The following is a 23,908-nucleotide window of genomic DNA, read 5'->3' as shown; positions in this document are numbered from 1 at the left end:
CTGGCACATTGGGGTGGGTATCATCGAACTAGCTGGTACCGACCGTCTTTCGTCACAGTGACGTATTCCGCTGTGGTGGTAGTTCAGCGAAACCATCGACAACACAGTGCATTCCATAACTCGGTCGCCGATAGGCGCACGCCGCGTCACCGTGCGATCGACAACCGTTGGCACACCGACAGGACGCAAGTCGGCCGTCGGCGACATGTCATGCCCTGTCAAGGTGATCGCCGGCCCCCACCCCTCCCACGTCAGTCATGCTTGTCCGGGAGTCGGTTTGCTCACGGACGCCGAGCCGGCCTTGCCCGGTGGCTAACGATAGCGTACATTGTTAAGTAACGTTAGTCCTGTGGAGGTGTGTGAGTGATGACTGCTGACGAGCTCGACGTCTTGTTGTATCAGAAGTTCCGTCTCCGCCGCGACGACATGCTCGCCGCGCTCAAGACACTCCCGGCCATCCGGCCCTGGGCTGCCGAGCTTTCCCCGGATGAGGCGCGCCTCCTCGATGACGCCGGTTTCACGGAAGACCCGGATGCATACGCGCGGGTTGCCGCCGACACGGTGGCCCACGTGGCACTGCTCGTCAACACCGCCCACTCGGCCCGCGAAGTGGCGATAGCGTTGAACGTCAACGAATCGCGCGTGCGCCAGCGCCGGCTCGCCAGGACGCTCTGGGCGATCAATGACAATGGTGCCTGGGTATTTCCGGCGCTGCAGTTCGAGACTGACCCGCAGACAGGCCTGCCCCACAAGCAGATTCGGGGTTTGGACCGGGTATTCGTCGCACTGGCACCCAACTTGCATCCGGTGGCAGTCGCGGGGTTCCTGCGTACCCCCCATCCGGATCTGGCGCTGCAGAGTCGCCCGGTACACCCGTTGGAGTGGCTTCAAAGCGGCGGCGACGTCGACCCGGTCTTGCGCCTTGTTGAGGCGGCCGACTGGGCCAGCCGATGACGCCTGGCCCCACCTGGCCTCATTTAACCTTGCCTGATCCGCCGCCTGGATCGCAGCTGCGCAAGATCGGCATCCGCGACGCGGAGCTTCGCATCGTCTCTTCGTCGGAGACCTGGTGGCGAGTGCACCGCACCGAAGGCGATTTTGTGTTGGCGTGGAACGAATTCCGCCACTACGGCCCAGTGCTGCGCTTCGATCCGCATCCCGAGCCCGCTCGGGAACACGCCGACTGCGCGGTGTGGTATGGGGCAGGCACACTCGATGCAGCGATCGCCGAGGCCTTCCAAGGCGATCGCACAATCGACCGTGCTCGCGTCCGTCCGTACCTGACCGGGCTTGCCTTCACCCGGACGTTGTCCCTGCTCGATCTGGCCGTCGACAGTGACGGGGCCTGGGCAACCAGGGCCGGAGGAACCTTCGCGATGTCGACCGCTCCGCACCCGATCACACAACGGTGGGCGCGCGCCATCGTCGAAGCGTTCCCCGATCTCGACGGCGTTCGCTACAACAGCCGATTCGCCGGCCACCCGTGCGCAGCCCTCTTCTTGCCCGGCGCCACCGCCATGCCCCAACGGCCGACCATCTCCCTGCCACTGACACATCCCGCCTTGGTCTCGCGGCTCGCCGGCACCGCGGAACGGCTCGGCTACTCCGTCATCTGACGTGCGCCCGAGCCGATAACCCGCCGGTTCTCCGGCGGCAATTGGTTGACCATCCGTACATTATCGGCTAACTGTTAGGCTAGGTGGCGGCTAATAATTAGGCTATAGTTTTACCATGAAGAACGTACCGCTCTCGGAGGCCAAGGACAAGCTCTCCGCGCTCGTCGACGAGGCCGACACCACCCACGAAATCATTCAGATCACCCGACACGGGCGCGCCGCCGCGGTCCTGATGTCTGCCGACGATCTGGATTCACTCAACGAGACGCTGCACGCACTGCGAACACCCGGTTTTGCCGAAGACCTCGCGCAGGCCGATGCCGACTACGCTGCCGGCAATACCGTCACTGGCGAGGAGATCCGCCGGCGATACGGACTCAGGTGAGCTGCGAAGAAGCGTCCTGGTCCGTTCACTTCTCGCCTACCGCGATCCGGGCACTCGACCGTCTACCGCTGAAAGTCGCCAAAGCGATCGCCGAATTCATCACAGGCACACTGCCCACCGACCCGAACCGGCTATCCAAACCGTTGAGCTTCGAATTCGCTGGCTGGCGCGTCGCCCGGCGCGGCGATTACCGCGTCGCATTCCGGATTCTCGAAGACGACCGGGTCCTGTTGATCGGTCGCATCGAGCACCGCGCACACATCTACCGCCAACCATGAGCGGCCCGCCAGTGTGAGCGGTGCACTTCCGCGGCGCTGGCCCTGTCGACGAACCAGGCCGACGAGGCCAGCACTATTCGTCACTGTGACGAATAGTGCTGGCGCATCAACGGATTCGTGTTGACGACGGAGTGCAACAATTGCACCGACCCGGCGGCTCTACCGGCGGCGCACCGGGCGGCCGGACGGGTAAACCACCGCCGTGTCGCACTCTTGCACGACAATGCGGATATGTACACCGATCGTGATTTTCAGGCCGTCGTCGACGATTTGCGCGCACAAGAGTCAAAGTCACACAGCCGTGGACTCCAAGCGCTGTTTGAGCTGGTCGGCCCCGAAGGGGCCACAACGTCTGTGCTTCGGGCCGCAACAGACCTGTGCTGTGCGGTAGTCCGAGGCGATGGGGCTTACCGAGTTTCAGACCATGTCCGCAGCGGTGCCGCGCAGGTGTTGGCATTGTTGTTGCGCAGACTAACCGATTACACGCGCGCGGATCTGCGGGGTGCTGACTTCAGCCAAGCCCAGCCGGTGGACTTCGACGGGTGTCACCTAGCCGGCGCGGACCTGACCGGAGCCAGGCTTGGCACGGCGAGTTTCGAGAAGGCAAAGCTGGTAGGAGCACGGCTAATAGGTGCTTCCGCATCCTTGGGGGCAGTCCTCGCGGGGGCGGACCTCACCGGAGCAGAACTCGATGGTTTCGACGCCCTGGGGGCAAACTTGGCGCACTGACCGCGCTCACTGAAATTCCCCACTGACGCTCATCGAAAATCCCCACTCGTGTGGCTCCGCCGAGAAGGGCGGGCCCCCTTCGAAGCTTCTGGTGTCTGACGCCAGTTGCTCCATCGAAGGAGGCCCGCTTTCTCATGCTCACATGGGAGGACGATGTGGAAGTACATGCCCTACGCAAACGTGGTTGGACGATCTCGGCGATCGCCCGACACACCGGCTTCGACCGCAAGACGGTCCGCAAGTACCTGGCCGGCGACGGCAAGCCGGGGGTGCGTGCCCGGCCTGACCCTGATCCGTTCGATCCTTACGTCGACTACGTCACCGCGAGGCTGACCGAGGACCCGCACCTGTGGGCCCGCACCCTCTACGACGAACTCGAGGATCTCGGGTTCGTCCTGTCGTATCAGAGCCTGACGCGCAACATCCGCATCCGGGGTCTGCGACCTGTCTGTGAGGCGTGCCGGACCGCCACGCAACGCCCCAACGCGGTAATCCCACATGCGCCGGGTGATGAAACCCAATGGGACTGGCTGGACTTGCCCGATCCACCGGCATCGTGGGGTTGGGGCAAGGCCGCGCACCTGCTGGTCGGCTCGCTGTCGCACTCGGGCAAGTGGCGCGGCTATCTGGCCCCGAGCGAGGACCAGCCGCACCTGGTCGCCGGTCTGGACCGCGTGACCCGTGGCCTGGGAGGGTGCACGCGGGTGTGGCGCTTTGACCGGATGGCCACGGTCTGCGATCCGGGCAGCGGGCGGGTGACCGCCTCGTTCGCCGGGGTGGCCAAGCACTACGGCGTCTCGGTGGCGATCTGCCCGGCCCGGCGCGGTAACCGCAAGGGGGTGGTGGAGAAGGTCAACCACACCGCCGCGCAACGCTGGTGGCGCACCCTGGCCGACGACCTCACCGTCGAGCAGGCGCAAGCGAGCCTGGATCGCTTCGCCCGGGTGCGAGGCGACACACGCCTGCGCTCCACCGCCGACGGCCGCTCCTCGGTCGCCGTGGTGGCCAAAACCGAACCACTGCAACCGGTACCGGCGCAGGCGTATCCGGTGATCGTGGCCGAGATCCGCACCGCCTCGCGCCAAGCGATGGTGTCCTACCGCGGTAACCGCTACTCGGTGCCGCCGGAACTGGCCGCCGCCAATGTGGTGGTGTCACATCCGGTCGGCGGGCAGTTCTGCGACATCGCCACCATGAGCGGGATCGTGATCGCCCGACACCGACTGGCCGCCGACGGGCTCGGCGTCATGGTGCGTGACAGCGGCCATGTCATCGCCCTGGACGCCGTGGCAATGGCCACCGCGGCGACCGGACGCCCGCACCGCCGCAAGGAACGCATCCCACCCGGTCCGGCAGCCAAAGCCGCTGCCGCACAACTGCTTGCACTCAAGCAGCCATCCAACACCTCAAGTGAAACGTCCACTCCGTCAACCGATTCCACCGTCATCGATCTGTCCGCCTACGAGCGGGCCGCGCAGAACAGGACCATCCAATGACCCCTACTCCACGCACCAACAAGGCCCCCACCAGGACCGAGGAATCGCCATCGGCTGCGGCGAGCCGCTATCAGCAGCTGCGCTCGCACCTGGCCGAGCTCAAACTGGCCGCGGCCGCTGAAGCCCTACCGGCGGTGCTGGATCAGGCCACCGCCGAGGGGCTGTCACTGACCGTGGCGTTGGAGCGACTGCTGGCCGTGGAGGTCGAGGCCAGCACTGCCCGACGGTTGGCCGGCCGGTTGCGGTTCGCCTGCCTGCCCACCCCGGCCACCCTGGCCGATTTCGATGTCGATGCTGCCGCCGGGATCGACCGCAAGCTGATCGACGAACTGGGCACCTGCCGTTACCTGGAAACCGCGACCAACATTCTGCTCATCGGCCCACCCGGGACCGGAAAAACGCACCTGTCCGTCGGGTTGGCCCGCGCTGCCGCCCATACCGGCTACCGGACCTACTTCACCACCGCCGCCGATCTGGCCGCACGGTGTCACCGTGCCGCGATCGAGGGACGCTGGGCCACCACCATGCGGTTCTACGCCGGACCGACCCTGCTCGTAATCGATGAACTCGGATACCTGCCGCTGCCCGCCGAAGCCGCTTCGGCGCTGTTTCAGGTTGTCTCCCAACGCTATTTGAAGACCAGCATCGTCATCACCACCAACCGCGGGGTGGGTGCTTGGGGAGAAATCCTCGGCGACACCACCGTGGCCGCCGCCATGCTCGACCGCCTGCTGCACCGCTCCGTGGTCATCAACCTCGACGGCGAGTCCTACCGGCTACGCGACCACCACGACGCCGCGGAAACCCTGCGCCGGACCACCACCGGCACCCGCCAACCACTACACTGACCGCTGCTCACAGGTGAGGAATTTCGGCGAGCACACCTGGGGACTTTCGATGAGCGCCGTCAGCACGTGACCGCGCCCGCCGCGCGAGCCTGCGGAATGCGCCTTTCCGAAGCCGAGGCCGGTAACTCGGTATGGCTCGGCGCAGTTCTCGTAGGAGCGGATTTCTACAAAACCGCGCTCGGTGGCGCTGATTTTCGGGGGGCGAATTTAACGAACGCGAAGCTGCGACAATGCCAGTTAAACGGGTCCCAAACGACCGACTTCCGCGGTGCGAACCTCACCGGAGCCGACATGGATGGCGCAACCCTTTACAACGTCGATTTTCGTGGTGCCAACCTGACGGGTGCCCGCCTTACTGACATTCTGATTGAGAAAACCCGTTGGGATGGTGCGGTTTTGACTGGATCGCACATCTCCATTCAGGGCGGTAGCTACCAACTCTGAGCCGCCAGGCAGGTGGTTTGTACGGAAAGCCCGGGCGACGATAGGGGCATCCCAAAACGCAGTTACCACTGTCCTTCGACCACCCGTGCCGCCCGGCAACTTTGAGGTCTCATTATCTGCTTGACTGCCTCCGCCTTCTCTCATAGCGGGCAGTGGTGATGACTGCAAGCGGTAAGCAGTTGGGAGAGAACCTAAGCGCGAGAGGGCCTCCCGCGCCGCCGCTCGGGATGGGCTCGATTGTCTTCAATTTGCCGCTGCAGCGATGGATTTCGTAGATAAGCGTGTTCGGCTGCACTCAAGATGACCGCTGGTTCCAACACGATCGTTCCATCGGCCTGCTCGGTCGCCAGATACTTGTCGTGGTGGCCTAGTTTGCCCAGACTGATTCGGCGCCGACTATCCACTTCAATCACCACGGGTTCCACATAGTCAATGATAACCCGCCTTGCCCCAGATGTTCAATTGGGGCTTAGGGGCAACGGGGTATTGGGGTAGGATCTGAATGTGCTGGAGATGGACCCGGAGCCTCACGACGAATTGGTGCGGCTCTACGACGCCCACCCCGCCTTAGCGGCGCGGATTGACGAATGGCTCGACCGCATCGAAGCCGATTCTGCTGCCGCGGCGGTCCGCCGGCGCCTCATCCGGCCCGGCCGGCTATGGGCGATCACCATCCCCGACCCCGACCGTGATTACCTGATCCTGTGGGACCTTGACGGCGCAACCCCGGTCATTCGCTATCTCGGCCCCGATGTGCTGACCTGACCTTCCACTTGAAACACCGCCCCGTGATGCTTCACCCGATCTCCGACTCGTCGATTATGCCGTCAAGCCGGTTCAGCGCATGGCAGATGACTGCGATGTAGTCCTCGATTTCATCGAAAATCTCTGCTCGATCTTCCCGAACATCGAAGTTCAGCGGGCCGACCGAGGGATGCCTGCTAGCGCTCGGAACGCAAACTATAGGAACCCCCGCACCAGACTTGGCCAGCGAGCTGGGTTGGCGTAGCAGGAATCTTTCAGCTCGAGGAGTAATCACGTAGGAGCGGCTAGCGCGGTGCACCGGCTCGTTGGTGTAGTCGAAAAGCTCTGCATCACGCGGCGGTTCCAGTAGCCAGCCATCAGTCTCCACTCCGCTGATTGTTTCTGCTTCCAGGTCGGTCTCGCACATGCCCCCGTCCAGCAGCTCCTGGCCGAGGTGTACGAAAGCTGTCGGGTGGGCGCGATTTCACGAGCGCGCATCTGAGAGATGAACTCGACGGTCATGATTCCAGCTCTATCGTCGATGTTCTCTGCGCACAGGGCGCGGTCGATGATGTCCCGGGCAGCTTCTTGGATGCAGTTGTGTAGAAACAGGGTCCACTCCGCGAGGCCCGGATTTTTGCTCACACTTGGCAGTGCAAGTTCAGGTTCCCGCGCGACGGCGGTCTGCGCGAGTTCCCTTGGCTGCGACAGGGGGTACATCGTTGCGGTTCGGGTTATGACGTATCCCGGCGCCGGCCCAAATGTGGTGGGGACATACCAGCCCTCGGCGGTGACGTCGTGCATCGGTTGAAGCCAGTCGCCACCATCAGTCGGGAAGGTACCGAAGATGTGTGGTTGCTCGGCGATGCCGGCCGAATCCATCGCGCTGATGAACTCGCTGATCAGCTCGTCGGTCCGGATATCGAGCGGATGGTCAAACGGTGCGCTCACGATGGGTGTCCTTTGCTCTGGAGTCGATGCCTGTTCCTGACGATAGGCGGTCCACCTCTTCTCAGCGTCCGCAGAAAACCGCCGGCCGCCCGTATAACCGCTGTCCAGATGCATAAACAGCCAGCGCCGTGCCGCGTCGGCAGGCGTTATGGGCAAATCGTCGCGGCTGCCCCGGTCGGGTAGGGCCGCCATCGTGGAATTCGCTACAGCCGAAAATCCGGTGGAATTTCGGTGAAAACGCGGTGTACTAGGCGCGCCCGTTTGCGACCCGCGCTTCTACCCAGGTACCGGGCGCGGGCAACTGACCTTCGATTTCGCGGCCCGTGAGCTCTGGGTCTGCGGTGAAAACGGGACTTAGGGGGTCAAGTCCCCCCGCCTCTGGCCGGTTAGCTACCTCAACGCTACAGCTCAGCGGCAATTTCAGTTCGTGACCCTTGAGCCCGGCCGCACGAAACTGCCGGTGCGTTTCAGGGTCTTCGCAGCTCAGCCGGCGAAGCCGGCAAAGGTAGGCACCCAGGACATTCCGCGCATTCCCAGGCTGGTACTCGCACTGGTTTGCCTACGTTCAGCAAACGGGGGTGCCCATATCGCGGTGGCTCCGATCAATTGACGGTTATCAGCAAAAGACTGCTTAGCTGGTTCGGCGTGTCGCGTATGACCGGCGATGCCGGCGCAGGTCTTCCCACCCTACCAACGCGCGCAGCTCCCGAGGTCGCCTGGACAAGACCAAGACACTTGGCGTATGGGCCTGGTCTCTCATCGACGGTCGTCAAGCGACTGCAACAGGCATGAATCACCCAGGGGCGGAGTGTAAATCGTGTGCTCGCAGCGCCGACAAGAGTGGGAACGGTGCATCCGTCCGCAGCGGCAGTGCGCTACTCCGACAAGCACCTGGTTGGGGCCGAGCTCCGCGGCGCATTCGGGGCATCGTGATGGGCGGGGTTCCTCCCATCCACGCCGGGTCTGCCGAAGTCCCATTTCCGCGATCGTAGCGTCGAAGTGAAGTTGAAGCGCCTGCGGCGCTACTGAACAGCTTGGACCGTCCCGGCCCAAGCCGATATTCGTCTGCCTTTCTGGCTTTTTCGATTGTTGCCCGGCGGTTCGCTGCGCGCCAAGGCCACGGCCTCCGCTTCGCTCCGGGCGCAAGGCTCGCGCAGTTACCCGACACGCGCGCTTCGCTCGCGGCGGCCAACTGCGCGCCCGGACCTTGCACTCCGCGCCCCTATACCGGGCCAAATCTCAATTGCCAGAAGGCAAAAAGAGCAGGCGGCCATGTGAACGCCTGCCGCACACAGAAAGGTTCAACCATGACCGACACAACCAACACCGACAGCAACGCCGCCGCCGTCGACCAGACCATCGGGACGCTGGAACACCTCGACCCGACGCTGCTCGACATCGGTGACAACGTCCGCGACGACGCAGGATTGAGCAAGGCGTTCATCGCTAACATCGCCGAAAACGGAGTCCTGGTGCCGATCACGGCTGTGCGTGACCCCGAGCGGACCGAGGTCATCCGGGTCCGCAACGGGCAGCGGCGCACCCTTGCCGCCCGCGAGGTCGGCTTGACCAGCGTTCCGGTCTACGTGCTGCCGTCCACCGCCTCCGATGCCAGCCAGGAGACCATCGACCGCATCGTGCACCAGATCGTGACGAACGATCAGAAGCGCGATCTCACCGACGCCCAGCGGGCACGCGGCATCCAGCAGATGATCGATGCAGGGCTGTCGGTGGCCAAAGTGGCCAAGCGGTTATCTGTCGGCAAGGACGCCGTAAAGGCTGCTCACACAGCAGCACGGTCGGCCACCGCCATGGACGCCCTGGCCAGCGGTCAACTCAGCCTGACCGAAGCCGCTGCGATCACCGAGTTCGAGGACATACCCGGCGCGGTGGACCGGCTAATGAGGTCGGCGGGGGGGACCTGGTTCGAGCACACGGTCGCCCAGCTCCGGCAAGAACGCGACACCGCCCAGGCCCGAGCCCACGCCGCCCAGCCTTTCGCCGATAAGGGGTTCACCATCCTCGAGCAGCGCCCGGAGTCGTGGGACCCGGCCTGTATACCGCTGCACCACCTGGTGACCGCCGAAGGTGACGAAGCCGACGACACCGCTGTCACCAACCCCGCCCACTGGGCCGTGTTTCTCGTCGACGACACCGCCCTGTGCGACGTGGAAACCGGCGAGGTCGTGGACGAACAGAGCGTGGACTGGGACACCGAGGATCAGCCAGACGCCACACCCGCCGAGGGGCTGCGCCACGCCAACACGGTCACCGACAAGGAGGTGTTCACCCCCGATTACTACTGCCTCGACTACCGTTCCGCAGCACTGACCCCGCAGAGCTGGTTCGCGCGGCAGGCCGGACTGGTGGACACCGACACCGGCGACGCGATCGACTTGGACGACGAGGCTCGCCAGGCCGCACGTCAGCAAGCCGCGCTTGACAAGGCCGAGACCGAGAAGCGGGAGCGCCGGAAAGTGTTAGCGCTCAACAAACTCGGGGATGCCGCTCTCGGTGTGCGGCGAGAGTTCGTCAAAAAGTTGTTGGCGCGTAAGACCCCACCTAAGGGTGCGGCCATGTTCGTCGCTGACTGCTTGGCTCGTGACAACGCGTTGCTCACCAACAACAACGCGCTGGACACCACCGCCGAACTGCTCGGTGTGGACAGCGGCCAAGCCGTGGCCAAGCTCGTGGCCGATCTGCCCGCCAATGGCGACGGGCGCGCCCAGGTGCTCACGCTGGCCCTGGTGCTCGGCGCTCTGGAATCGCGGACCCCCAAAGACGCCTGGCGCAATAACACAGGCTGGTGGGGCCACCACGTGGGCAGCAGCGAGTATCTGCGCTGGCTCGCCGACAACGATTACCCGCTGGCCCCCGTCGAGGAAGTTGTGACCAAGGCCAAGAGCGCCGATGACGTGTACGAGCAGTACTTGGCCGATGCGGTGAAGGAGTAACGCGTCTCTCGGGTGGGGTCAGGACGTCGGTTCTGGCCCCACCTTTCGCGGCGGCGGGGGAACTTTCCAGTTGCTGGCGTGAAACATGTTGCGCCCTCTGGCCATCCGATTGTCACCGGCCGGGCCGCTACCTGCAAGGCGCCCGGCCTCTGCGTTGCCGCGGGCCGGTGGCTCGTGAACGTTTCCCCGAGCCGCTCGCTGAGGCTCGCTGGGAAAACTTCACGCCCGGGCCTTGCACTCCACGGCCCTCTGGCCGGTTTAAATCGTGAATGCCAGAGTGACGAAAAGAATGGCAGCAATGACAACAAAATGACATGCAAGTAGGTGCTGCCAGTGGGCGTGTATCGCCTGACCGCCTGGGGCTGGGTTAATGACGGAATGGGATAGAAAGGGATTTAATAAGTGCATATGTGCGTCATTTACCGCCAAGTCGCGTGTACCGAGAATCAGCGTGAATCCCCGGTGCAGTTGCCTGGCCCGCAGCCTCGCCTTCCTGCCTGGCGAGAGGTACGAAATGCGCGGTCTGACAGCAGGTATGGCCTGCGTTCATCTCGGCGACCGTCGCAGGGAGGGGGAGGTTATGCCCGGCGTCCAATCGTTGTGGAGAACAATCCACAATTGCCTGGATTTCTTTTGCGCGACTATGGCATAGGGCCACTCACGACAGTAATATTTGATTATCGAAACGCAGCACCAGCCATTTACGAAGGAGGCGACTAATGTCTCAAATCACGGTTTACACGAAACCGGCCTGCGTCCAATGCACCGCTACATTCAAGGCGCTCGACAATCAGGGCATCAAATACCAGAAAATCGATGTCACTGAAAATCCCGAGGCCCGCGAATACGTGATGAGCCTGGGATACCTGGGCGCGCCCGTCGTCTACGTCTCCCCCACGGAGCACTGGTCGGGTTTCCGTCCGGATCGCGTCGCCCGCTTGACCGCCGCCTAGACCCGTTGATTGGAAAGGACCCACCCGATGTACACCGACGCCGCCCTCGAGCAAGCAGTCGCCGAGTTCGCCGAACTGGACAGCATTGAGCGCATCGCGGAAACGCGAAGCCACTTACTCAACCATTTGGCCGACGCCGTGAAGGCCCTGCAACAGGCCGCAGACAGTTTGGACCGGTTGCGCGGTAACACCATCTACGACGTCGAGTTCGTCGACGGCCGCGACGGCCGCGATGTCGCCACCTTCCTCGACGACAGCATTCGCCACACCCGCGCGGCCTACGCCGTGGTGCACACGGTCATCGACAAGGAGACTCCGTGATGGCCAGCCCAGCGCAGACCCGGTGCCCCGGAAGCGCTTTGGACCAGGTGCGGGATGCTCTGCAGGTGGCCGGGCAGACCATCCGGCCGCGCGGCGGTGACGCCTTTATGGCCAGCTGCCCCCTGCACACCGACCACTCCCCCTCACTGTCGGTGGGGTGGCGCGACAACACCCGCGCCGGGGCAGGCGGAGCGGTGCTGCTGCACTGCTTTAGCTGCCAGGCCCCTGCTGCCGAGATCGCCGGTGCTCTCGGTCTGCGCCTGGCCGATCTGTTCGACAACCCCGCTCCCACAACCCGTCACAGCGCGACCCGCGCTGCACAACCGAAGGCGCCCCGCCGAGCTCGCGGATTAGGGCCGTTGCCCGCGCGGATCACCGCGTCCCGCGAACACGTCGAGCACCGGTGGCGCAGGGTCCGGGTCTACACCTACCTGACCCTGTCCGACGAACCAGTGCAGCAGGTCATTCGCGAAGAATGCACATGCACCGGGCGCCCCCACAAGCAGTTCCGGCAGCGCTACCGTGACGGGCGCCAATGGGTATATCGCAAGCCGCACGGATTCACCCCGGTGCTCTACCGCCCCAATGCAATTCAGCACGCGGCCAAGACCGGCGCATGGGTGTGGGTCACCGAAGGTGAGAAGGACGCCGACACCCTGACCGCGCTGGGTCGCTTGGCCACCACCAACGCCCAAGGGGCCGCCAACTTCCCCGCCGAGCTCATCGACGCATTCGCCGGAGTCAACGTCGCCATCGTGGCCGACCGGGATCTCGCCGGATATCAACGCGCGATCAACCTGCATGAACGCCTGCAGGGCAGGGCCGCCCAGGTGGTCCTCCTCACGCCGGCCATCGAGGTCGACAAAGCCGACGTCACTGATCACGTCAACTCCGGCCTGTGGGAGCGCAGCGACCTCTTCGGCGGTTTCACGATCATCACTCCGGCCGAGCTATACGCCTTGGCCGCGGCCGCCAAGGCCCGCTGGGCCGCCGATCGTTTCGACACCGCTCTGCAGGAGGCCCGAGCCCACCATGACCGGCGCGGCCTGGTGCACGGCAGCGCCCGCAACGCGGCACGCTGGCTCGCCGAAGCCGCCGCCCAGCTGCGCGCAGTGCAGGACACCCACGACGAGCTTCAGCACCACAGCAACCAGCACCGCTCACCCGTGGCAGGTCGTGCAGCAGAGGCCGTCGAAACGCTTCTACAGCGGCTCATCGTCGACTACCGGCGCAGTACCCGTCGCCCACCAACTCACCCCGATTTCAAGGAGTCTGCATGACAACGCGTTTCGAGATCGCCATTACCAACCGCGCGGCCGCAGCCATCGCCGCCGCCGCCGGCCGGCCTGGGCCCGCGGCCAACACCGCCCGTGCCTGGATCGACAGCATGACCGCGCGCGCGCAACTGCGCTCCGAACGCCGCGTGCGCCACACGCGGGCCGCCTAGAACCTGAAAGGTGACCGACCCATGCGCACCACAACCCACCGATCCGCCGCAACCGTCGCCAGCCTGGCCGCCGCCGCAGCGCTGGCACTGACCAGCTCGCCCTCGTCACACGCCGCCCTGACCGTCGTCAGCCCCGGCGACGAGGTCGACTACATCAACCCCGGCGGGCGCAACCAGTTCTGCACGATCGGATACGTCTACACCGGCGCAGACATGCACACCTACGCCATCACCGCCGGACACTGCCGCGCCGACTCGAGAGCAGGGTATGCGCGTGACAAGCGCAACGGGCTCACCGGAGACTTCGTGCGCAGCGTGTTCGAACCTCCCCGCAGCGGCGGCGCGGACTATGCACTGATCGACTTCAGCACGAACTCATTGGCGTCGGCCTTCATCACCGACCACCGCATGCCCTTCATCGATGGCTACCCCGAGCCCCAAATCGGCGAGACCGTCTGCCGTATGGGAGTTTCCAGCGGTCAGCAATGCGGCCAGATCACCGCCAGCCAAGGCGAAGATCAATACCTGACTACCGGGATGCCGCCGAGCATCCCCGGTGATTCCGGAGGCCCGGTCTGGACGTCAACCGCCCACGGATTCCCGCAAATTATCGGGATCTGGCTGGGAGAAAAGACGACAGCGGCAGGGCAAGAGTATGGTCGCTTCGCGTCGCTATCGAGCGGCCTCCGAGCCCTCAACGCACCTGGCCGTCTTGGTCAGAACTCCAGCAGCCCCGAGTAGTCGGCGCGAGGATAGGACACATCGCACACCATTGTGGGCGGTGACCAGTGACCGTTGACCAGCCAGTCGATCACCGGCGCCGGGGCGCGTTGCGTTTCCACCAGCTCCTGCAACACTGCCGCTTCAACTGCTGTTTCGATCACCGTCTCAGGCTACCTGCGTCGCGGCCGCCGCCGCGACCTTAGTCGCGCCGCAATCTGACGCCAATCCTCCGGCAGGCAGGGCTCGGCATCCGTTCGCGTTTTCCGGTCACGGTGTCGGCGGTCGCGCCCCGCGCGACCGCCGACGCGGCCCCTGCGGGGCCGAAACGCGTAGCCCCTCACCTTCTTTAGCCGTCAGCGGGGTGCTCACGGTAAGCGGCCGGGGGCCCGACCGGTCAACCCACGCCCACCCCGAACTACGCAGGCCGAGTGACCTTTTCGACCCTATGCCAGCTCGCCGAAAGGCGCTGCGCGCCGGCGAGCGCGGGCCGAAAACCCTGCTCCGCTCGGGCCGGACTCTTCGGGGTTGACCGCCCACCCTCACCCGCTTGCCCGCACCCCAGCGCCGACCGGCGCACGTCATCACCATTCCAGAACGGAGCACACCATCATGACCACATTCCCAGCCGCGACCCACGTCATCCCGGCAGGACTGATCACCCACACCACGGTGTCTGTCAAAGGGCAGCTCGACCCCGACATCAGTGTTCACCACGCCCGCACCCCCGATGCCCGAATCGGGATAACCGCCGAGGGCATCCACATGAGCCTCTACAACTGCCAAACTGCCCAGGGCCTCCTCGAGGCATTTGTCGCCGCCCGTGGCCACATGATCCACGTGCCCGCCGAGATCCCCGCCGGCGCGCCGCCCGCAGACGGACCAGCCGCACGCGCGGTGATCGCCATCGAATGGACCCGCGCGCCGGCCTATGCCGTCGTCGCGCAATCCGCGCTCAACAGGCTGAAAACTGCCAAGGTCCACTGGGTGGATGTCTACACCGGTCCGATCACCTGGCAGTTGCGCGACCGCACGGCGATCCTGTCAATGATCGACTCCCTCAGGCGGGTCCACCAAGTCGCAATCGCCGTCTTCGCCGACGGTGAGCAACACAAAGCCGATCCCGCAGCCGCGGACTATCACGCGGCCTAACCCGCGCGCCCGGCCAGCTCCCAGCAGATGGGGGTTGGCCGGGCCGCTGATGCACCCGAACTCACCAACCCCGACGGAAGGAACCACGGTGAGCGACTCAGAGTACTGGGAACAATGGTGCGGCTCGACCGTCCAGTCCGAGCAACGCATCAAACGTCACGCAAAGATCCGTTACGTCAACGGGATTCGTTGGATTATCTATCCCGACGAGATCAAGGGCGTCAAGGTCATCGTCGATATGCCCTTCAACGCTTCCACCAAATCCTGCGACCAAGGCCGCCACGACGACTGCCCACATCGCCTCGGCGGACCCCAAGAGGGCGGGGTGACGTTAAAGGTGTCCCTTCCCGGTTTCACCTGGAGGTGTGGTTGCCCATGTCACACCGATCCATTCCGGGCGGGCCGGCTGTTCTGACCTCAGCAGAATCTCCGGGGCCCGGCCAGCTCCCCAGTCACTAGGGGCTTGGCCGGGCCCCTTTTTCTTCCGGCTGCCCCAGCGGGTGGCGGCGCGCCCCGCGCGACCGCCCAATCGGCCCCTACGGGGCCGAAATCCGTAGCCCCTCAACTTCTTTAGCCGTCAGCAGGGTGCTCACAGTAAGCGGCCGGGGGCCCGACCGGTCAACCCACGCCCACCCCGGGGACCGCCGTACCGAGTGACTGTTGGCGGCCCTATGCCAGCTCGCCGAAAGGCGCTGCGCGCCGGCGAGCGCGGGCCGCAAACCCGGCGCCCACCCGGGTCGGACTCTTCGGGGTTGACCGCCCACCCTCACCCGCTTGCCCGCACCCCAGCGCTGACCAGCGCACCACTCATTTACAGAACGGAGCATCATCATGTGCTACAACCGCATCGCGATCCTGGGTCATCTTCGTACCGAGCTCGTCGACGGCAGTTGCAACCCTAGCCGCGGCCTCGCCGAGCTCAGCGCCCCTCTGTTGGTCGACGACAGCTTTACCACCCTGCTGTACAAGATCGCCGACGGCCGTCCTCTGCGCGCCGCCCTCTTGTGGAGCCGCATCGGCGACCACCTCAGCGGACAGTCTCGTATCGAAGCCCTCACCTTGGCTGCGGTCTTCGCGCTCAAAGGCGGTAACCCTGGCATCTGCGCCTCGCTGATCAACCGCGTCGACGTCGCGGTCCGTCGCGACCACACCGGTACCCCCGCCATGATCGACGTTCTCAAGCTTGACCACCGCGTCCAAGAGCACTTGCCCCATCCCGTCGCGTGAAGCCCAACACTCTTCCTGGGGCCCGGCCAGCTCCCCATCACCAGGGGTTGGCCGGGCCCCCCTTTTTCTTCCGGTGAAGTTGGGGTGGCGGCGGCGCGCCCCGCGCGACCGCCCAAGCGGCCCCTACGGGGCCGAAATCCGTAGCCACTCACCCTTCTTAGCCGTCAGCAGGGTGCTCACAGTAAGCGGCCGGGGGCCCGACCGGTCAACCCACCCCACCCCGAACTACGCAGGCCGAGTGACCTTTTCGGCCCTATGCCAGCTCGCCGCAAGGCGCTGCGCGCCGGCGAGCGCGGGCCGAAAACCCTGCTCCGCCCGGGCCGGACTCTTCGGGGTTGACCGCCCACCCTCACCCGCTTGCCCGCACCCCAGCGCCGACCGGCGCACATCATCGCCATTCCAGAACGGAGCACACCATGACCGCAGTTATCGACCCGTGGGCCATCAGCGAACACGACGAAGCCCAATCCCTGACCTCATATGGCGACGCCGGCCAGGGCTCGCACGATCAGGAAGCCGAAATCGACGAACTCGCCGTCGTCCAGGTCGCCGAGGATGGACTCCGGTTACGGTTGCGCGGAGCCGAACGCGATGAAGCAGTGCGCCGCATGCACGGACGCGTCGAGCTGGACCTGATCGCCTGGCGCCTCTACACCACCACGCGCACCGTGCACCGCGTCGCAGCGCGTCTCGGCCTGACCGACCACCACACCACCCGTCGTGAACTGGCCACTACAGCGGCGGGCGGCTAGTGCCGAAAACACCCTCTCCGGGGCCCGGCCAGCTCCCCAGTCACTAGGGGGTTGGCTGGGCCCCCCTTTTTCTTCCGGTTGCGGTGGCGGCGGCGCGCCCCGCGCGCCCGCCGCATTGGCCACCTCACGGTGGCCACCGGGTTGGTAGCCCCTCACCTTTAAGCCGTCAGCAGGGGTCGCAGTCTAATCGGCCGGGGGCCCGACCGGTCAACCCACGCCCACCCCGAACTACGCAGGCCGAGTGACCTTTTCGGCCCTATGCCAGCTCGCCCAAGGCGCTGCGCGCCGGCGAGCGCGGGCCAAAAACCCTGCTGCGTTCGGCGCGGACTCTTCGGGGTTGACCGCCCACCCTCACCCGATTAACCGCTCCCCCAGCGCTGACCGGCGCACCACTCAGCACACAGAACGGAGAACACATCATGGACCACGAATTCGACCTCGCTTTCAACCTCGTCGACGAGGCCGCAGGCCGCATCCAGCACCAGCAGTACGGCATCACCCGAATCCAGTTTCACAACCACGGTGACGCCGAACTCACCACCGTCCACGACTACACCCGCGAGGACGGCCACCGCCTGGTCCTGATCGCCACCGACACCCACGGCCAGATGGCCGCCGTCGAAGCGACCGCACCGGACCTCAACACCAAGCCGCACACCCGCATTCTCAAAGTCCGCGTCGGCGACCTCACCTTCCACGCAGTCCCCGGCCATGACTGGTGCTACCGCGCCACCCACGCCGGCCACACCTACACCCTGGCCGCCGGAATCGGTGACCAGCCGATGTGGACCGTCGCACTGGACACCAACCCGCCCCTCGCCCACGAGGACCTCGAAACCGCGCTCGCCGACATCGCCGCCGCCCACCCGGTAGCGGCCTAACCCGTCGCCCAGCGGGGCCGGGCCGGCGTCCCACAGTCCGACGTCGGCCCGGCCCCTCCCATTTCCAGAAAGGACTCACCCTCATGACCGAAATCGACTACGCGCTCGCATGGGACTTCATCGACCCCGCCGACGGCAAGCCCCGCCAGCTGCGCTTCCGGCGAAACTTCGCCCCCCGCAACGATCCACGCATCTTCGACGGAACCGGACAACTCGTCGCCGTCGTGGCAGATGCAGACCGCGCCGACAACGGAGACGAAATCGCCATCAGCCGCCCCGGCGTGCTATTCGACGACGTCGAAACCGCACTCGAGGGATGGCACGACTGGGCCACCCTCTACGTCGACGACAACGACATCGACCGCACCATCAACCTCGGCGCCATCCGCGAACGTATCCGCGCGGCGGGCCTGACCTGACTCCCGCGGCGCCCGGGCCCGGCCAGCTCCCCAATTACACGGGGTTGGCCGGGCCCCCCTTTTTCTTCCGTCCGGTGAAGTTGGGGTGGCGGCGGCGCTGCCCGCGCGCCCCCCAAACGGCCCCTGCGGGGCCGAAATCCGTAGCCACTCACCCTTCTTAGCCGTCAGCAGGGTGCTCACAGTAAGCGGCCGGGGGCCCGACCGGTCAACCCACGCCCACCCCGAACTACGCAGGCCGAGTGACCTTTTCGGCCCTATGCCAGCTCGCCGAAAGGCGCTGCGCGCCGGCGAGCGCGGGCCGCAAACCCGGCGCCCACCCGGGCCGGACTCTTCGGGGTTGACCGCCCACCCTCACCCGCTTGCCCGCACCCCAGCGCTGACCAGCGCACTTCATCACGATCCGAAACGGAGAAAACATCATGAGCGCATACGTCGTCGAGGCCGAACAGATCAATGTCCTGCTGTGGGCCGGCCGCTACGGATTTCGCCGGCCCTGCGGCAACCTCACCTGGGTCTACGACAACCCGATCCGGGTCAACCAACTCACCGACGACAACCTCGACCAGGTCGGGCAGATGCTCGTCGACGCCAACACCGCCTCAGTCAATCACTGCTACTTCGACAACCCCGTCCATGAGCCCTACGAGTACCGCTACAGCCGGCCGCTGCACACCAGCTGGTCGGTCGTCGAAGTCCTCAAGGCGTTGCAGTGCTACGAATACCAGGCCAGCGACCCCAAGGACTGGCCAACCTCCGAGGCCTACGCGTTCTGCCGCGAACTGCAGAACATGTTGATCCAAGCACTCCACGGCTATGACCCCGCCCCGTGGAGCATTACCCGCACCAGCCTGCCCGCCGCCTACCGCCGCAGCGCCTAACCCGCTGTCCGCCAACACGAAAGGAGCTGTCCCGTGATCATCAACGGCACCATATCCCGCACCCTCAGTGGCGGCCGAGACGTCGATATCCCCTTCTTCATCGACACCACCACCGGCACTTACAGCCAGTGGGGACACGACACGATGACCCTCGGCGAGAACGTCGACCTGCTCGAGGCACTGCGCGATACCGCCTGCGAGATCACCTAACCGCCACCCATCTCGGGGCCCGGCCAGCTCCCCAAGTACACGGGGTTGGCTGGGCCCCCCTTTTTCTTCCGGTTGCGGTGGCGGCGGCGCGCCCCGCGTGCCCGCCGCATTGGCCACCTCACGGTGGCCACCGGGTTGGTAGCCCCTCACCTTTAAGCCGTCAGCAGGGGTCGCAGTCTAATCGGCCGGGGGCCCGACCGGTCAACCCACGCCCACCCCGAACTACGCAGGCCGAGTGACCTTTTCGGCCCTATGCCAGCTCGCCCAAGGCGCTGCGCGCCGGCGAGCGCGGGCCAAAAACCCTGCTGCGTTCGGCGCGGACTCTTCGGGGTTGACCGCCCACCCTCACCCGATTAACCGCTCCCCCAGCGCTGACCGGCGCACCACTCAGCACACAGAACGGAGAACACATCATGCCCACAACCACTTTGCGTACCGAAGCAGACATCGTTGCGGCTGCCGCGGCGCTGCTGGGCTTCGCCCCCACCAATAGCATTGTGGCCTACATGCTGCACCGCGATCCCACCGGCGACATGGTCGTGCGCACCGCGATTCGCTTCGACGTCACCATCTCAGTCCAACAAGCCGCCCGCTTCCCGGCCACCGTCAACCTGCAGCCTGCGACCAGCCACGCCGCCGTGCTCCTGGCGATCTGCGACCACACCCACGAATGGCACGCCCTCACCATCATCAACGCCCTGCGCGCGGCTCTGCGCGCCGCCGGTATCCCCGTACTGCGCAGCATCATGACCCCCGATGTCACCACCGAGGGCCAGTGGTACGACCCCGACAGCGGCGCCACCGGTCCCACCTACCCCTACACAGACTCACTCGTCACCGCCCACCGCGTCCTTGGCGGTGACCGAGTCACCCCCGCCCGCAGCGACATCGAAGCCGAATTCGCCTACCTGCCCCCCGCCCCACCAATGGCACTTGGTGATCACGGCGCGCTCGTCATCCAGGTCGCCCAAGAGGTCGCCGACGCCCTGCAAGGCCAACCGATCAACCGCAACCTGCCCACCCGCGCCGGCATCGCCATCACCACCGACGTCGGCGTGCGCGATGCCATGATCGCCGCGGCAGCCGAACACACCGACACCGCCGCCTACCTCTGGACCCACATCGCCCGCCGCCTGCGAGGCCAGCCACGCGCCCAAGCGCTCACCATCGCCGCCGCCTGCTATTGCTTTCTGGGCGACACCATTCGGGCCGGCATCGCCGCACAAGCGGCTCTCACTGAGGCCGAAACCACCCAGACCCCGCCGCCGCGGCTGGCTCTCATGCTGCTCACTGCCCTGCACTCTGGCATAGCGCCCGAACAAATTCGCCGCGCCATCATCGAAGCCACCAACAGCGACTAACCGCCACCGTCCACCGGGCCCGGCCAGCCCTAATTACACGGGGTTGGCCGGGCCCCCCTTTTTCTTCCGGCTGCGGCGTTAGCGGCGCGCCCCGCGCGACCGCCCAAGCGGCCCCTACGGGGCCGAAATCCGTAGCCCCTCACCTTCTTCTAGCCGTCAGCGGGTGTCCAGTCTGACCGGCAGGGACCCCGTCGCTGTCAACCCACGCCCGGCGGGCTCGCCCGTTCTCCGCTCCCGCCGGCCTAGCCGGCCAGGCTCTCGCTGCGCCCGGGCGGCACCGGCGGCATTTCTCGGCCCTACGCCAGCTCGCCCCAAGCGCTGCGCGCCGGGCTCGCCGGGCCGAAAATCCGCCTCCTGCTGATCCGCCGGCCTCTTCGGGGTTGACAGCGCCACCCCGCCGGTCCCCCTACACCCAGCGCTGATCGGCGCGAACCAACACCGTTTCTACGAAAGGAACAACTCTCATGGCACACGAACTCGACTCCACCGATGGACAGGTCTCCTTCGCCAACTCCCGCTCCGACGCCTGGCATCGCCTCGGTCAATCGGTCGGGCACGCGATGACCGCCGCCGAGGCACTGCGGGCCGCGCACCTGGCCGGCTGGAACGTCCGCAAGATGCCCCTGCAGGTTCCCCAAGAACCCGTCCTCGACGACACCGGCGTCACCACCCCAGCGCCCCTGGCGGTGCCCGACTTCTACGCGACCGTGCGCACCAACCCCATCAACGGCCGCCTTGACGTTCTCGGGGTCGTCGGCAGCAAGTACGAGCCTGTCCAAAACGAGGCCTCCTGCGACCTGCTCGACGCATTGGTGGATCAAAGCGGCGGCGCGCACTTCGAGACCGCCGGCGCCCTGCGCGGCGGACGGGAAACGTTCGTCACCATGAAACTGCCCAGCAGTATGGTCTTCGACGGCAAAGACGGCACCAAGGACCGCACCGACTTCTACCTCGCGGCGCTCAATTCACACGACGGCAGTTCAGCCTTCAGATTCATCGTGTCCCCGGTACGCATCGTGTGCGCCAACACACAAAGTGCGGCCATCGCCTCGGCCAAGGCCAGCTTATCCATCCGCCACACCGGCGGTGCGCGGGCCTCGATCGCCGAAGCCCGTAACGCCCTCAAGCTCAGCTGGCGTTACATCGAAGCATTCGAAGCCGAGGCCGCCGCGCTCTACGCCGCACCGATGGACACCGAACAGATGCGGTCCTTCGCCAACACACTGCTCGAGGTCGACTCGGCCAGCACCGCCGCCACCCGGCGCCACCGCCGCGAACGCGCCAGCGGGATCGTCAAGCTGTGGACGTCCTCACCCACCATCACACCCATCGCGGGCACCCGATGGGCGGCCTACAACGCCGTCACTGAATACCTGGACCACGTCGTGCCAGTCCGCGGCGCCAGAACCGCCCACGACGCCAGCACGGCCCGCGCGCTGCGGACCGTCACCGCGGCCGCCGGCAGCGGCGCGCTCAAGGCGCACGCGTTCCGTCTCCTGCAAACCCTGTAGCCGCCCGCCGGCGGCAACCCCGGGGCCCGGCCAACACCTGCATCCGCGGGGTTGGCCGGGCCCCCCTTTTTCTTCCGCAGTGCCCCTGCCGCCGTTGCATACGCCACCGCTCGCCAGCCCGTCGCCAGCAACGCGCTCCGCGCGCGCCGCACTCCGGGCGCTCGCGACAAACAGCTCCCAATCCGTTCCGCCCGGCAATGCCCGCCGACACCTACCCGCCACACGCCCATCGCTGACACTGCATTGGGCTCTCGCAGCGCTGCGTTCCACGCGCCGCACTGCGCATCACCAGGATCCTCCTACGACAGACTCCGCCACCCCGTCGACAGGCACAATGCCGTTACCGCCCATGCGCTCACCACAGGGTCGGGTCGGTCGACCCCAGCAGCGCCGCCTCGACGGCTTCGGCGTCCCACCCATGGCGCACCGCTTCGCGCAGCGCCACTGCCCGCGCGCGGCGCGCTTTAATCCCGTGATCGCCGCGGCGAACGACCACCCGGCCGCCGCCGCGCCGAGCGCGCGCCATCATCTGCATGTTGTCGCGTTGCGAGCCGCCGATGATGTGCAGCAGACCGATCTGGCCCCGCCGGCTCACTCGAACGCACGCCGGGTTATCACAACCATGCAGTGCGCGCACCCACGGCTCCAACGCTCGCCCCTGCAAGGCCGCGGCGAGCGCATAACGGTTGGCCCGGACCATGATCCGCGCGCCGCCACGGCGCACCCAAAAGCGCCCGTACCCATCCGCGCCGATCGCCGAACACCAGATCGCACAGTCCTCCGCACCCGGGCCGCGAACAACGTTCGCCTCGAACCGCAACAACTCCTCGACATGCGCCCGCGGATCGACCACCAACCGTAGCGGTTGCGAAACCCCCATAACTCCCACTGCTTTCGGCTCCAGCGACCCCAAGTCGCCTGTCGCCGCCATCATCTCAGCGCACACCGACACCGCGACCGAACCTGCACTAGGCCCGCGCTGACACCGGCTCTCCCACGCGCCCATCCGCGTACGCACCCGCGCCGCTAAGCCCATTGGCCGCCAGACTCTGCGCAGCCGACGCCCGCGCCGTTCCCTCACCAACGCCCACGGACGCCTGGACCGGCTCAGCCACCGCCTCAGGTGATTCGACCTCGCGGATCAACTCGCGCACCGCTTTCTCGCTAACCCCGGCCATGCGTGCAATCTCGCGCAGCGTCTCCCCGCGGTCACGCATCGACCGCAGCGCCAGGCCGCACTGCCGGCGCTGAACCGCGCGCCGCTGCGCGGCCTGCTCGACCAACACCTGCTGACGCCCGGCCAACCACACATCGACCGCCTCGGCCCGATCGCGCGCGTCGAAAAACGCCGCGAGATCCTCGACGTTGGCCTTCGTGCGTCGGATGACTTCTTCCTGCGCCGCGGCCGCCGCTTCGCGCGCCGCCCGCCGGGCTCCCTTGCTGACCGCCTTGTTTCCCATCCATCACACGCTAAAGCCCGCAAAACCCTTACGCCGCACCCGGACACAAAAATCTCACCACTGCCCCCGCTCCCCATGCCCGGACCCGACCACTCACCACACCAGCCCACCGGCACTTAGGCCAACCTAACTACCACCACTCACTGAACATCACACCTCTTGCACTCAGGG

Annotated in this window: 29 protein-coding genes; 25 read left to right on the top strand and 4 right to left on the bottom strand. The window is 65.9% G+C overall.

Going from position 1 to position 23,908, the window contains the following annotated elements; translation table 11 throughout:
* The first annotated feature begins 366 nt into the window (after positions 1 to 366).
* From AC0KTM_RS29365 to AC0KTM_RS29325, 9 genes are all read left to right on the top strand, one after another.
* Positions 367 to 954 (top strand): hypothetical protein, encoded by a 588-nt coding sequence (locus AC0KTM_RS29365; RefSeq protein ID WP_047322045.1) that lies wholly within the window; start codon positions 367 to 369, stop codon positions 952 to 954.
* A complete protein-coding gene (locus AC0KTM_RS29360) occupies positions 951 to 1,616 on the top strand; it encodes an RES family NAD+ phosphorylase (protein WP_047322046.1) in 666 nt (221 codons plus the stop codon). The genes AC0KTM_RS29365 and AC0KTM_RS29360 overlap by 4 nt, the downstream gene beginning before the upstream one ends.
* A 115-nt stretch (positions 1,617 to 1,731) precedes the next feature.
* Positions 1,732 to 2,001: a type II toxin-antitoxin system Phd/YefM family antitoxin gene (locus AC0KTM_RS29355; protein ID WP_047322047.1), complete on the top strand. Its 270-nt coding sequence runs from the start codon at positions 1,732 to 1,734 to the stop codon at positions 1,999 to 2,001.
* The gene (locus AC0KTM_RS29350; protein ID WP_052955269.1) at positions 1,998 to 2,279 is read left to right on the top strand and encodes a type II toxin-antitoxin system RelE family toxin; all 282 of its coding nucleotides are present in this window, start codon (positions 1,998 to 2,000) and stop codon (positions 2,277 to 2,279) included. The genes AC0KTM_RS29355 and AC0KTM_RS29350 overlap by 4 nt, the downstream gene beginning before the upstream one ends.
* 231 nt (positions 2,280 to 2,510) lie before the next feature.
* Complete coding sequence (locus AC0KTM_RS29345) at positions 2,511 to 3,008, top strand: pentapeptide repeat-containing protein (protein ID WP_472417595.1); 498 nt, start codon at positions 2,511 to 2,513, stop codon at positions 3,006 to 3,008.
* Between the two features lie 134 nt (positions 3,009 to 3,142).
* A complete protein-coding gene (locus AC0KTM_RS29340) occupies positions 3,143 to 4,504 on the top strand; it encodes a Mu transposase domain-containing protein (protein WP_008257509.1) in 1,362 nt (453 codons plus the stop codon).
* Positions 4,501 to 5,352 (top strand): IS21-like element helper ATPase IstB, encoded by an 852-nt coding sequence (gene istB, locus AC0KTM_RS29335; RefSeq protein ID WP_008257435.1) that lies wholly within the window; start codon positions 4,501 to 4,503, stop codon positions 5,350 to 5,352. Before AC0KTM_RS29340 ends, istB begins: the two co-directional genes overlap by 4 nt.
* 66 nt (positions 5,353 to 5,418) lie before the next feature.
* Positions 5,419 to 5,796, top strand: a complete 378-nt coding sequence (locus AC0KTM_RS29330; RefSeq protein ID WP_472417594.1) for a pentapeptide repeat-containing protein — start codon at positions 5,419 to 5,421, stop codon at positions 5,794 to 5,796.
* A gap of 513 nt (positions 5,797 to 6,309) precedes the next feature.
* Positions 6,310 to 6,561: a hypothetical protein gene (locus AC0KTM_RS29325; protein ID WP_089152515.1), complete on the top strand. Its 252-nt coding sequence runs from the start codon at positions 6,310 to 6,312 to the stop codon at positions 6,559 to 6,561.
* A 270-nt stretch (positions 6,562 to 6,831) separates the two neighbouring features.
* Here the strand turns inward: AC0KTM_RS29325 and AC0KTM_RS29320 are convergent, their stop codons facing one another.
* Entirely contained in the window at positions 6,832 to 7,683 is an 852-nt protein-coding gene (locus AC0KTM_RS29320) for a hypothetical protein (protein ID WP_047322051.1), read from the bottom strand.
* Between the two features lie 1,115 nt (positions 7,684 to 8,798).
* On the opposite strand from AC0KTM_RS29320, the gene AC0KTM_RS29315 reads away from it, so the two are divergent.
* The 6 genes from AC0KTM_RS29315 to AC0KTM_RS29290 all read left to right on the top strand — a co-directional run bounded on the left by AC0KTM_RS29315 (position 8,799) and on the right by AC0KTM_RS29290 (position 13,907).
* Entirely contained in the window at positions 8,799 to 10,445 is a 1,647-nt protein-coding gene (locus AC0KTM_RS29315) for a ParB/RepB/Spo0J family partition protein (RefSeq protein WP_047322052.1), read from the top strand.
* A 719-nt stretch (positions 10,446 to 11,164) separates the two neighbouring features.
* Positions 11,165 to 11,398 carry a glutaredoxin-like protein NrdH gene (nrdH, locus tag AC0KTM_RS29310; protein WP_047323403.1) on the top strand — a complete coding sequence of 78 codons (234 nt, stop codon included), beginning with the start codon at positions 11,165 to 11,167 and terminating at the stop codon, positions 11,396 to 11,398.
* A gap of 27 nt (positions 11,399 to 11,425) precedes the next feature.
* Positions 11,426 to 11,719 (top strand): hypothetical protein, encoded by a 294-nt coding sequence (locus tag AC0KTM_RS29305; protein ID WP_052955321.1) that lies wholly within the window; start codon positions 11,426 to 11,428, stop codon positions 11,717 to 11,719.
* The gene (locus AC0KTM_RS29300) at positions 11,719 to 12,999 is read left to right on the top strand and encodes a toprim domain-containing protein (protein ID WP_047323402.1); all 1,281 of its coding nucleotides are present in this window, start codon (positions 11,719 to 11,721) and stop codon (positions 12,997 to 12,999) included. The genes AC0KTM_RS29305 and AC0KTM_RS29300 overlap by 1 nt, the downstream gene beginning before the upstream one ends.
* Positions 12,996 to 13,166 carry an amidohydrolase gene (locus AC0KTM_RS29295; RefSeq protein ID WP_089150878.1) on the top strand — a complete coding sequence of 57 codons (171 nt, stop codon included), beginning with the start codon at positions 12,996 to 12,998 and terminating at the stop codon, positions 13,164 to 13,166. Before AC0KTM_RS29300 ends, AC0KTM_RS29295 begins: the two co-directional genes overlap by 4 nt.
* Positions 13,167 to 13,187: 21 nt before the next feature.
* Positions 13,188 to 13,907 carry a chymotrypsin family serine protease gene (locus tag AC0KTM_RS29290; protein ID WP_047323401.1) on the top strand — a complete coding sequence of 240 codons (720 nt, stop codon included), beginning with the start codon at positions 13,188 to 13,190 and terminating at the stop codon, positions 13,905 to 13,907.
* On the opposite strand, the gene AC0KTM_RS29285 is transcribed toward AC0KTM_RS29290, so the two are convergent.
* A complete protein-coding gene (locus tag AC0KTM_RS29285) occupies positions 13,883 to 14,050 on the bottom strand; it encodes a hypothetical protein (protein WP_156181200.1) in 168 nt (55 codons plus the stop codon). The two genes, AC0KTM_RS29290 and AC0KTM_RS29285, sit on opposite strands and share 25 nt — an antisense overlap.
* 448 nt (positions 14,051 to 14,498) lie before the next feature.
* Here AC0KTM_RS29285 and AC0KTM_RS29280 point away from each other — a divergent pair, with 448 nt between their 5' ends.
* The 10 genes from AC0KTM_RS29280 (at position 14,499) to AC0KTM_RS29235 (ending at position 22,277) form a co-directional block, all read left to right on the top strand.
* Positions 14,499 to 15,038 (top strand): hypothetical protein, encoded by a 540-nt coding sequence (locus tag AC0KTM_RS29280; protein WP_047323400.1) that lies wholly within the window; start codon positions 14,499 to 14,501, stop codon positions 15,036 to 15,038.
* Between the two features lie 88 nt (positions 15,039 to 15,126).
* Positions 15,127 to 15,453 (top strand): hypothetical protein, encoded by a 327-nt coding sequence (locus tag AC0KTM_RS29275; RefSeq protein ID WP_074021438.1) that lies wholly within the window; start codon positions 15,127 to 15,129, stop codon positions 15,451 to 15,453.
* 416 nt (positions 15,454 to 15,869) lie between these two features.
* Positions 15,870 to 16,265 carry a hypothetical protein gene (locus tag AC0KTM_RS29270; RefSeq protein ID WP_047323398.1) on the top strand — a complete coding sequence of 132 codons (396 nt, stop codon included), beginning with the start codon at positions 15,870 to 15,872 and terminating at the stop codon, positions 16,263 to 16,265.
* 416 nt (positions 16,266 to 16,681) lie between these two features.
* Positions 16,682 to 17,017, top strand: coding sequence for a hypothetical protein (locus AC0KTM_RS29265; protein WP_047323397.1), 336 nt, complete (start codon positions 16,682 to 16,684; stop codon positions 17,015 to 17,017).
* 419 nt (positions 17,018 to 17,436) lie between these two features.
* Positions 17,437 to 17,898 (top strand): hypothetical protein, encoded by a 462-nt coding sequence (locus tag AC0KTM_RS29260; protein ID WP_047323396.1) that lies wholly within the window; start codon positions 17,437 to 17,439, stop codon positions 17,896 to 17,898.
* 83 nt (positions 17,899 to 17,981) lie between these two features.
* Complete coding sequence (locus AC0KTM_RS29255; protein WP_047323395.1) at positions 17,982 to 18,317, top strand: hypothetical protein; 336 nt, start codon at positions 17,982 to 17,984, stop codon at positions 18,315 to 18,317.
* A 419-nt stretch (positions 18,318 to 18,736) separates the two neighbouring features.
* Positions 18,737 to 19,195 carry a hypothetical protein gene (locus AC0KTM_RS29250; RefSeq protein ID WP_047323394.1) on the top strand — a complete coding sequence of 153 codons (459 nt, stop codon included), beginning with the start codon at positions 18,737 to 18,739 and terminating at the stop codon, positions 19,193 to 19,195.
* Positions 19,196 to 19,228: 33 nt separating this feature from the next.
* The gene (locus AC0KTM_RS29245; protein WP_156181198.1) at positions 19,229 to 19,405 is read left to right on the top strand and encodes a hypothetical protein; all 177 of its coding nucleotides are present in this window, start codon (positions 19,229 to 19,231) and stop codon (positions 19,403 to 19,405) included.
* A gap of 413 nt (positions 19,406 to 19,818) precedes the next feature.
* Positions 19,819 to 20,766 (top strand): DUF4192 family protein, encoded by a 948-nt coding sequence (locus tag AC0KTM_RS29240; protein ID WP_047323393.1) that lies wholly within the window; start codon positions 19,819 to 19,821, stop codon positions 20,764 to 20,766.
* A gap of 464 nt (positions 20,767 to 21,230) precedes the next feature.
* Positions 21,231 to 22,277, top strand: coding sequence for a DUF932 domain-containing protein (locus tag AC0KTM_RS29235; RefSeq protein WP_047323392.1), 1,047 nt, complete (start codon positions 21,231 to 21,233; stop codon positions 22,275 to 22,277).
* Between the two features lie 355 nt (positions 22,278 to 22,632).
* Here the strand turns inward: AC0KTM_RS29235 and AC0KTM_RS29230 are convergent, their stop codons facing one another.
* Together AC0KTM_RS29230 and AC0KTM_RS29225 are read right to left on the bottom strand one after the other, a co-directional pair.
* On the bottom strand, positions 22,633 to 23,157 hold the full coding sequence (locus tag AC0KTM_RS29230) for a hypothetical protein (RefSeq protein ID WP_047323391.1): 525 nt from the start codon (positions 23,155 to 23,157) through the stop codon (positions 22,633 to 22,635).
* An 88-nt stretch (positions 23,158 to 23,245) separates the two neighbouring features.
* Positions 23,246 to 23,737, bottom strand: a complete 492-nt coding sequence (locus AC0KTM_RS29225; protein ID WP_074021723.1) for a hypothetical protein — start codon at positions 23,735 to 23,737, stop codon at positions 23,246 to 23,248.
* Positions 23,738 to 23,908: the final 171 nt, after the last annotated feature.

It is taken from the genome of Mycobacterium sp. NTMscope_Eco_3 (assembly GCF_976985685.1).
Note: the sequence above shows the minus strand (reverse complement) of the source record. Positions and strands in the feature narration are given on the sequence as shown.

Bases quoted from the DNA above. Each gene is read 5' to 3' on its own strand.
- AC0KTM_RS29315 (WP_047322052.1), top strand. From the start codon at position 8,799: ATGACCGACACAACCAACACCGACAGCAACGCCGCCGCCGTCGACCAG.
- AC0KTM_RS29235 (WP_047323392.1), top strand. From the start codon at position 21,231: ATGGCACACGAACTCGACTCCACCGATGGACAGGTCTCCTTCGCCAAC.
- AC0KTM_RS29340 (WP_008257509.1), top strand. From the start codon at position 3,143: ATGCTCACATGGGAGGACGATGTGGAAGTACATGCCCTACGCAAACGT.
- AC0KTM_RS29345 (WP_472417595.1), top strand. From the start codon at position 2,511: ATGTACACCGATCGTGATTTTCAGGCCGTCGTCGACGATTTGCGCGCA.
- AC0KTM_RS29230 (WP_047323391.1), bottom strand. From the start codon at position 23,157: ATGGGGGTTTCGCAACCGCTACGGTTGGTGGTCGATCCGCGGGCGCAT.
- AC0KTM_RS29240 (WP_047323393.1), top strand. From the start codon at position 19,819: ATGCCCACAACCACTTTGCGTACCGAAGCAGACATCGTTGCGGCTGCC.
- AC0KTM_RS29280 (WP_047323400.1), top strand. From the start codon at position 14,499: ATGACCACATTCCCAGCCGCGACCCACGTCATCCCGGCAGGACTGATC.
- AC0KTM_RS29365 (WP_047322045.1), top strand. From the start codon at position 367: ATGACTGCTGACGAGCTCGACGTCTTGTTGTATCAGAAGTTCCGTCTC.
- AC0KTM_RS29355 (WP_047322047.1), top strand. From the start codon at position 1,732: ATGAAGAACGTACCGCTCTCGGAGGCCAAGGACAAGCTCTCCGCGCTC.
- AC0KTM_RS29290 (WP_047323401.1), top strand. From the start codon at position 13,188: ATGCGCACCACAACCCACCGATCCGCCGCAACCGTCGCCAGCCTGGCC.
- AC0KTM_RS29255 (WP_047323395.1), top strand. From the start codon at position 17,982: ATGACCGAAATCGACTACGCGCTCGCATGGGACTTCATCGACCCCGCC.
- nrdH (WP_047323403.1), top strand. From the start codon at position 11,165: ATGTCTCAAATCACGGTTTACACGAAACCGGCCTGCGTCCAATGCACC.
- istB (WP_008257435.1), top strand. From the start codon at position 4,501: ATGACCCCTACTCCACGCACCAACAAGGCCCCCACCAGGACCGAGGAA.
- AC0KTM_RS29270 (WP_047323398.1), top strand. From the start codon at position 15,870: ATGTGCTACAACCGCATCGCGATCCTGGGTCATCTTCGTACCGAGCTC.
- AC0KTM_RS29225 (WP_074021723.1), bottom strand. From the start codon at position 23,737: ATGGGAAACAAGGCGGTCAGCAAGGGAGCCCGGCGGGCGGCGCGCGAA.
- AC0KTM_RS29320 (WP_047322051.1), bottom strand. From the start codon at position 7,683: ATGGCGGCCCTACCCGACCGGGGCAGCCGCGACGATTTGCCCATAACG.
- AC0KTM_RS29360 (WP_047322046.1), top strand. From the start codon at position 951: ATGACGCCTGGCCCCACCTGGCCTCATTTAACCTTGCCTGATCCGCCG.
- AC0KTM_RS29265 (WP_047323397.1), top strand. From the start codon at position 16,682: ATGACCGCAGTTATCGACCCGTGGGCCATCAGCGAACACGACGAAGCC.
- AC0KTM_RS29295 (WP_089150878.1), top strand. From the start codon at position 12,996: ATGACAACGCGTTTCGAGATCGCCATTACCAACCGCGCGGCCGCAGCC.
- AC0KTM_RS29300 (WP_047323402.1), top strand. From the start codon at position 11,719: ATGGCCAGCCCAGCGCAGACCCGGTGCCCCGGAAGCGCTTTGGACCAG.
- AC0KTM_RS29260 (WP_047323396.1), top strand. From the start codon at position 17,437: ATGGACCACGAATTCGACCTCGCTTTCAACCTCGTCGACGAGGCCGCA.
- AC0KTM_RS29250 (WP_047323394.1), top strand. From the start codon at position 18,737: ATGAGCGCATACGTCGTCGAGGCCGAACAGATCAATGTCCTGCTGTGG.
- AC0KTM_RS29305 (WP_052955321.1), top strand. From the start codon at position 11,426: ATGTACACCGACGCCGCCCTCGAGCAAGCAGTCGCCGAGTTCGCCGAA.
- AC0KTM_RS29325 (WP_089152515.1), top strand. From the start codon at position 6,310: ATGGACCCGGAGCCTCACGACGAATTGGTGCGGCTCTACGACGCCCAC.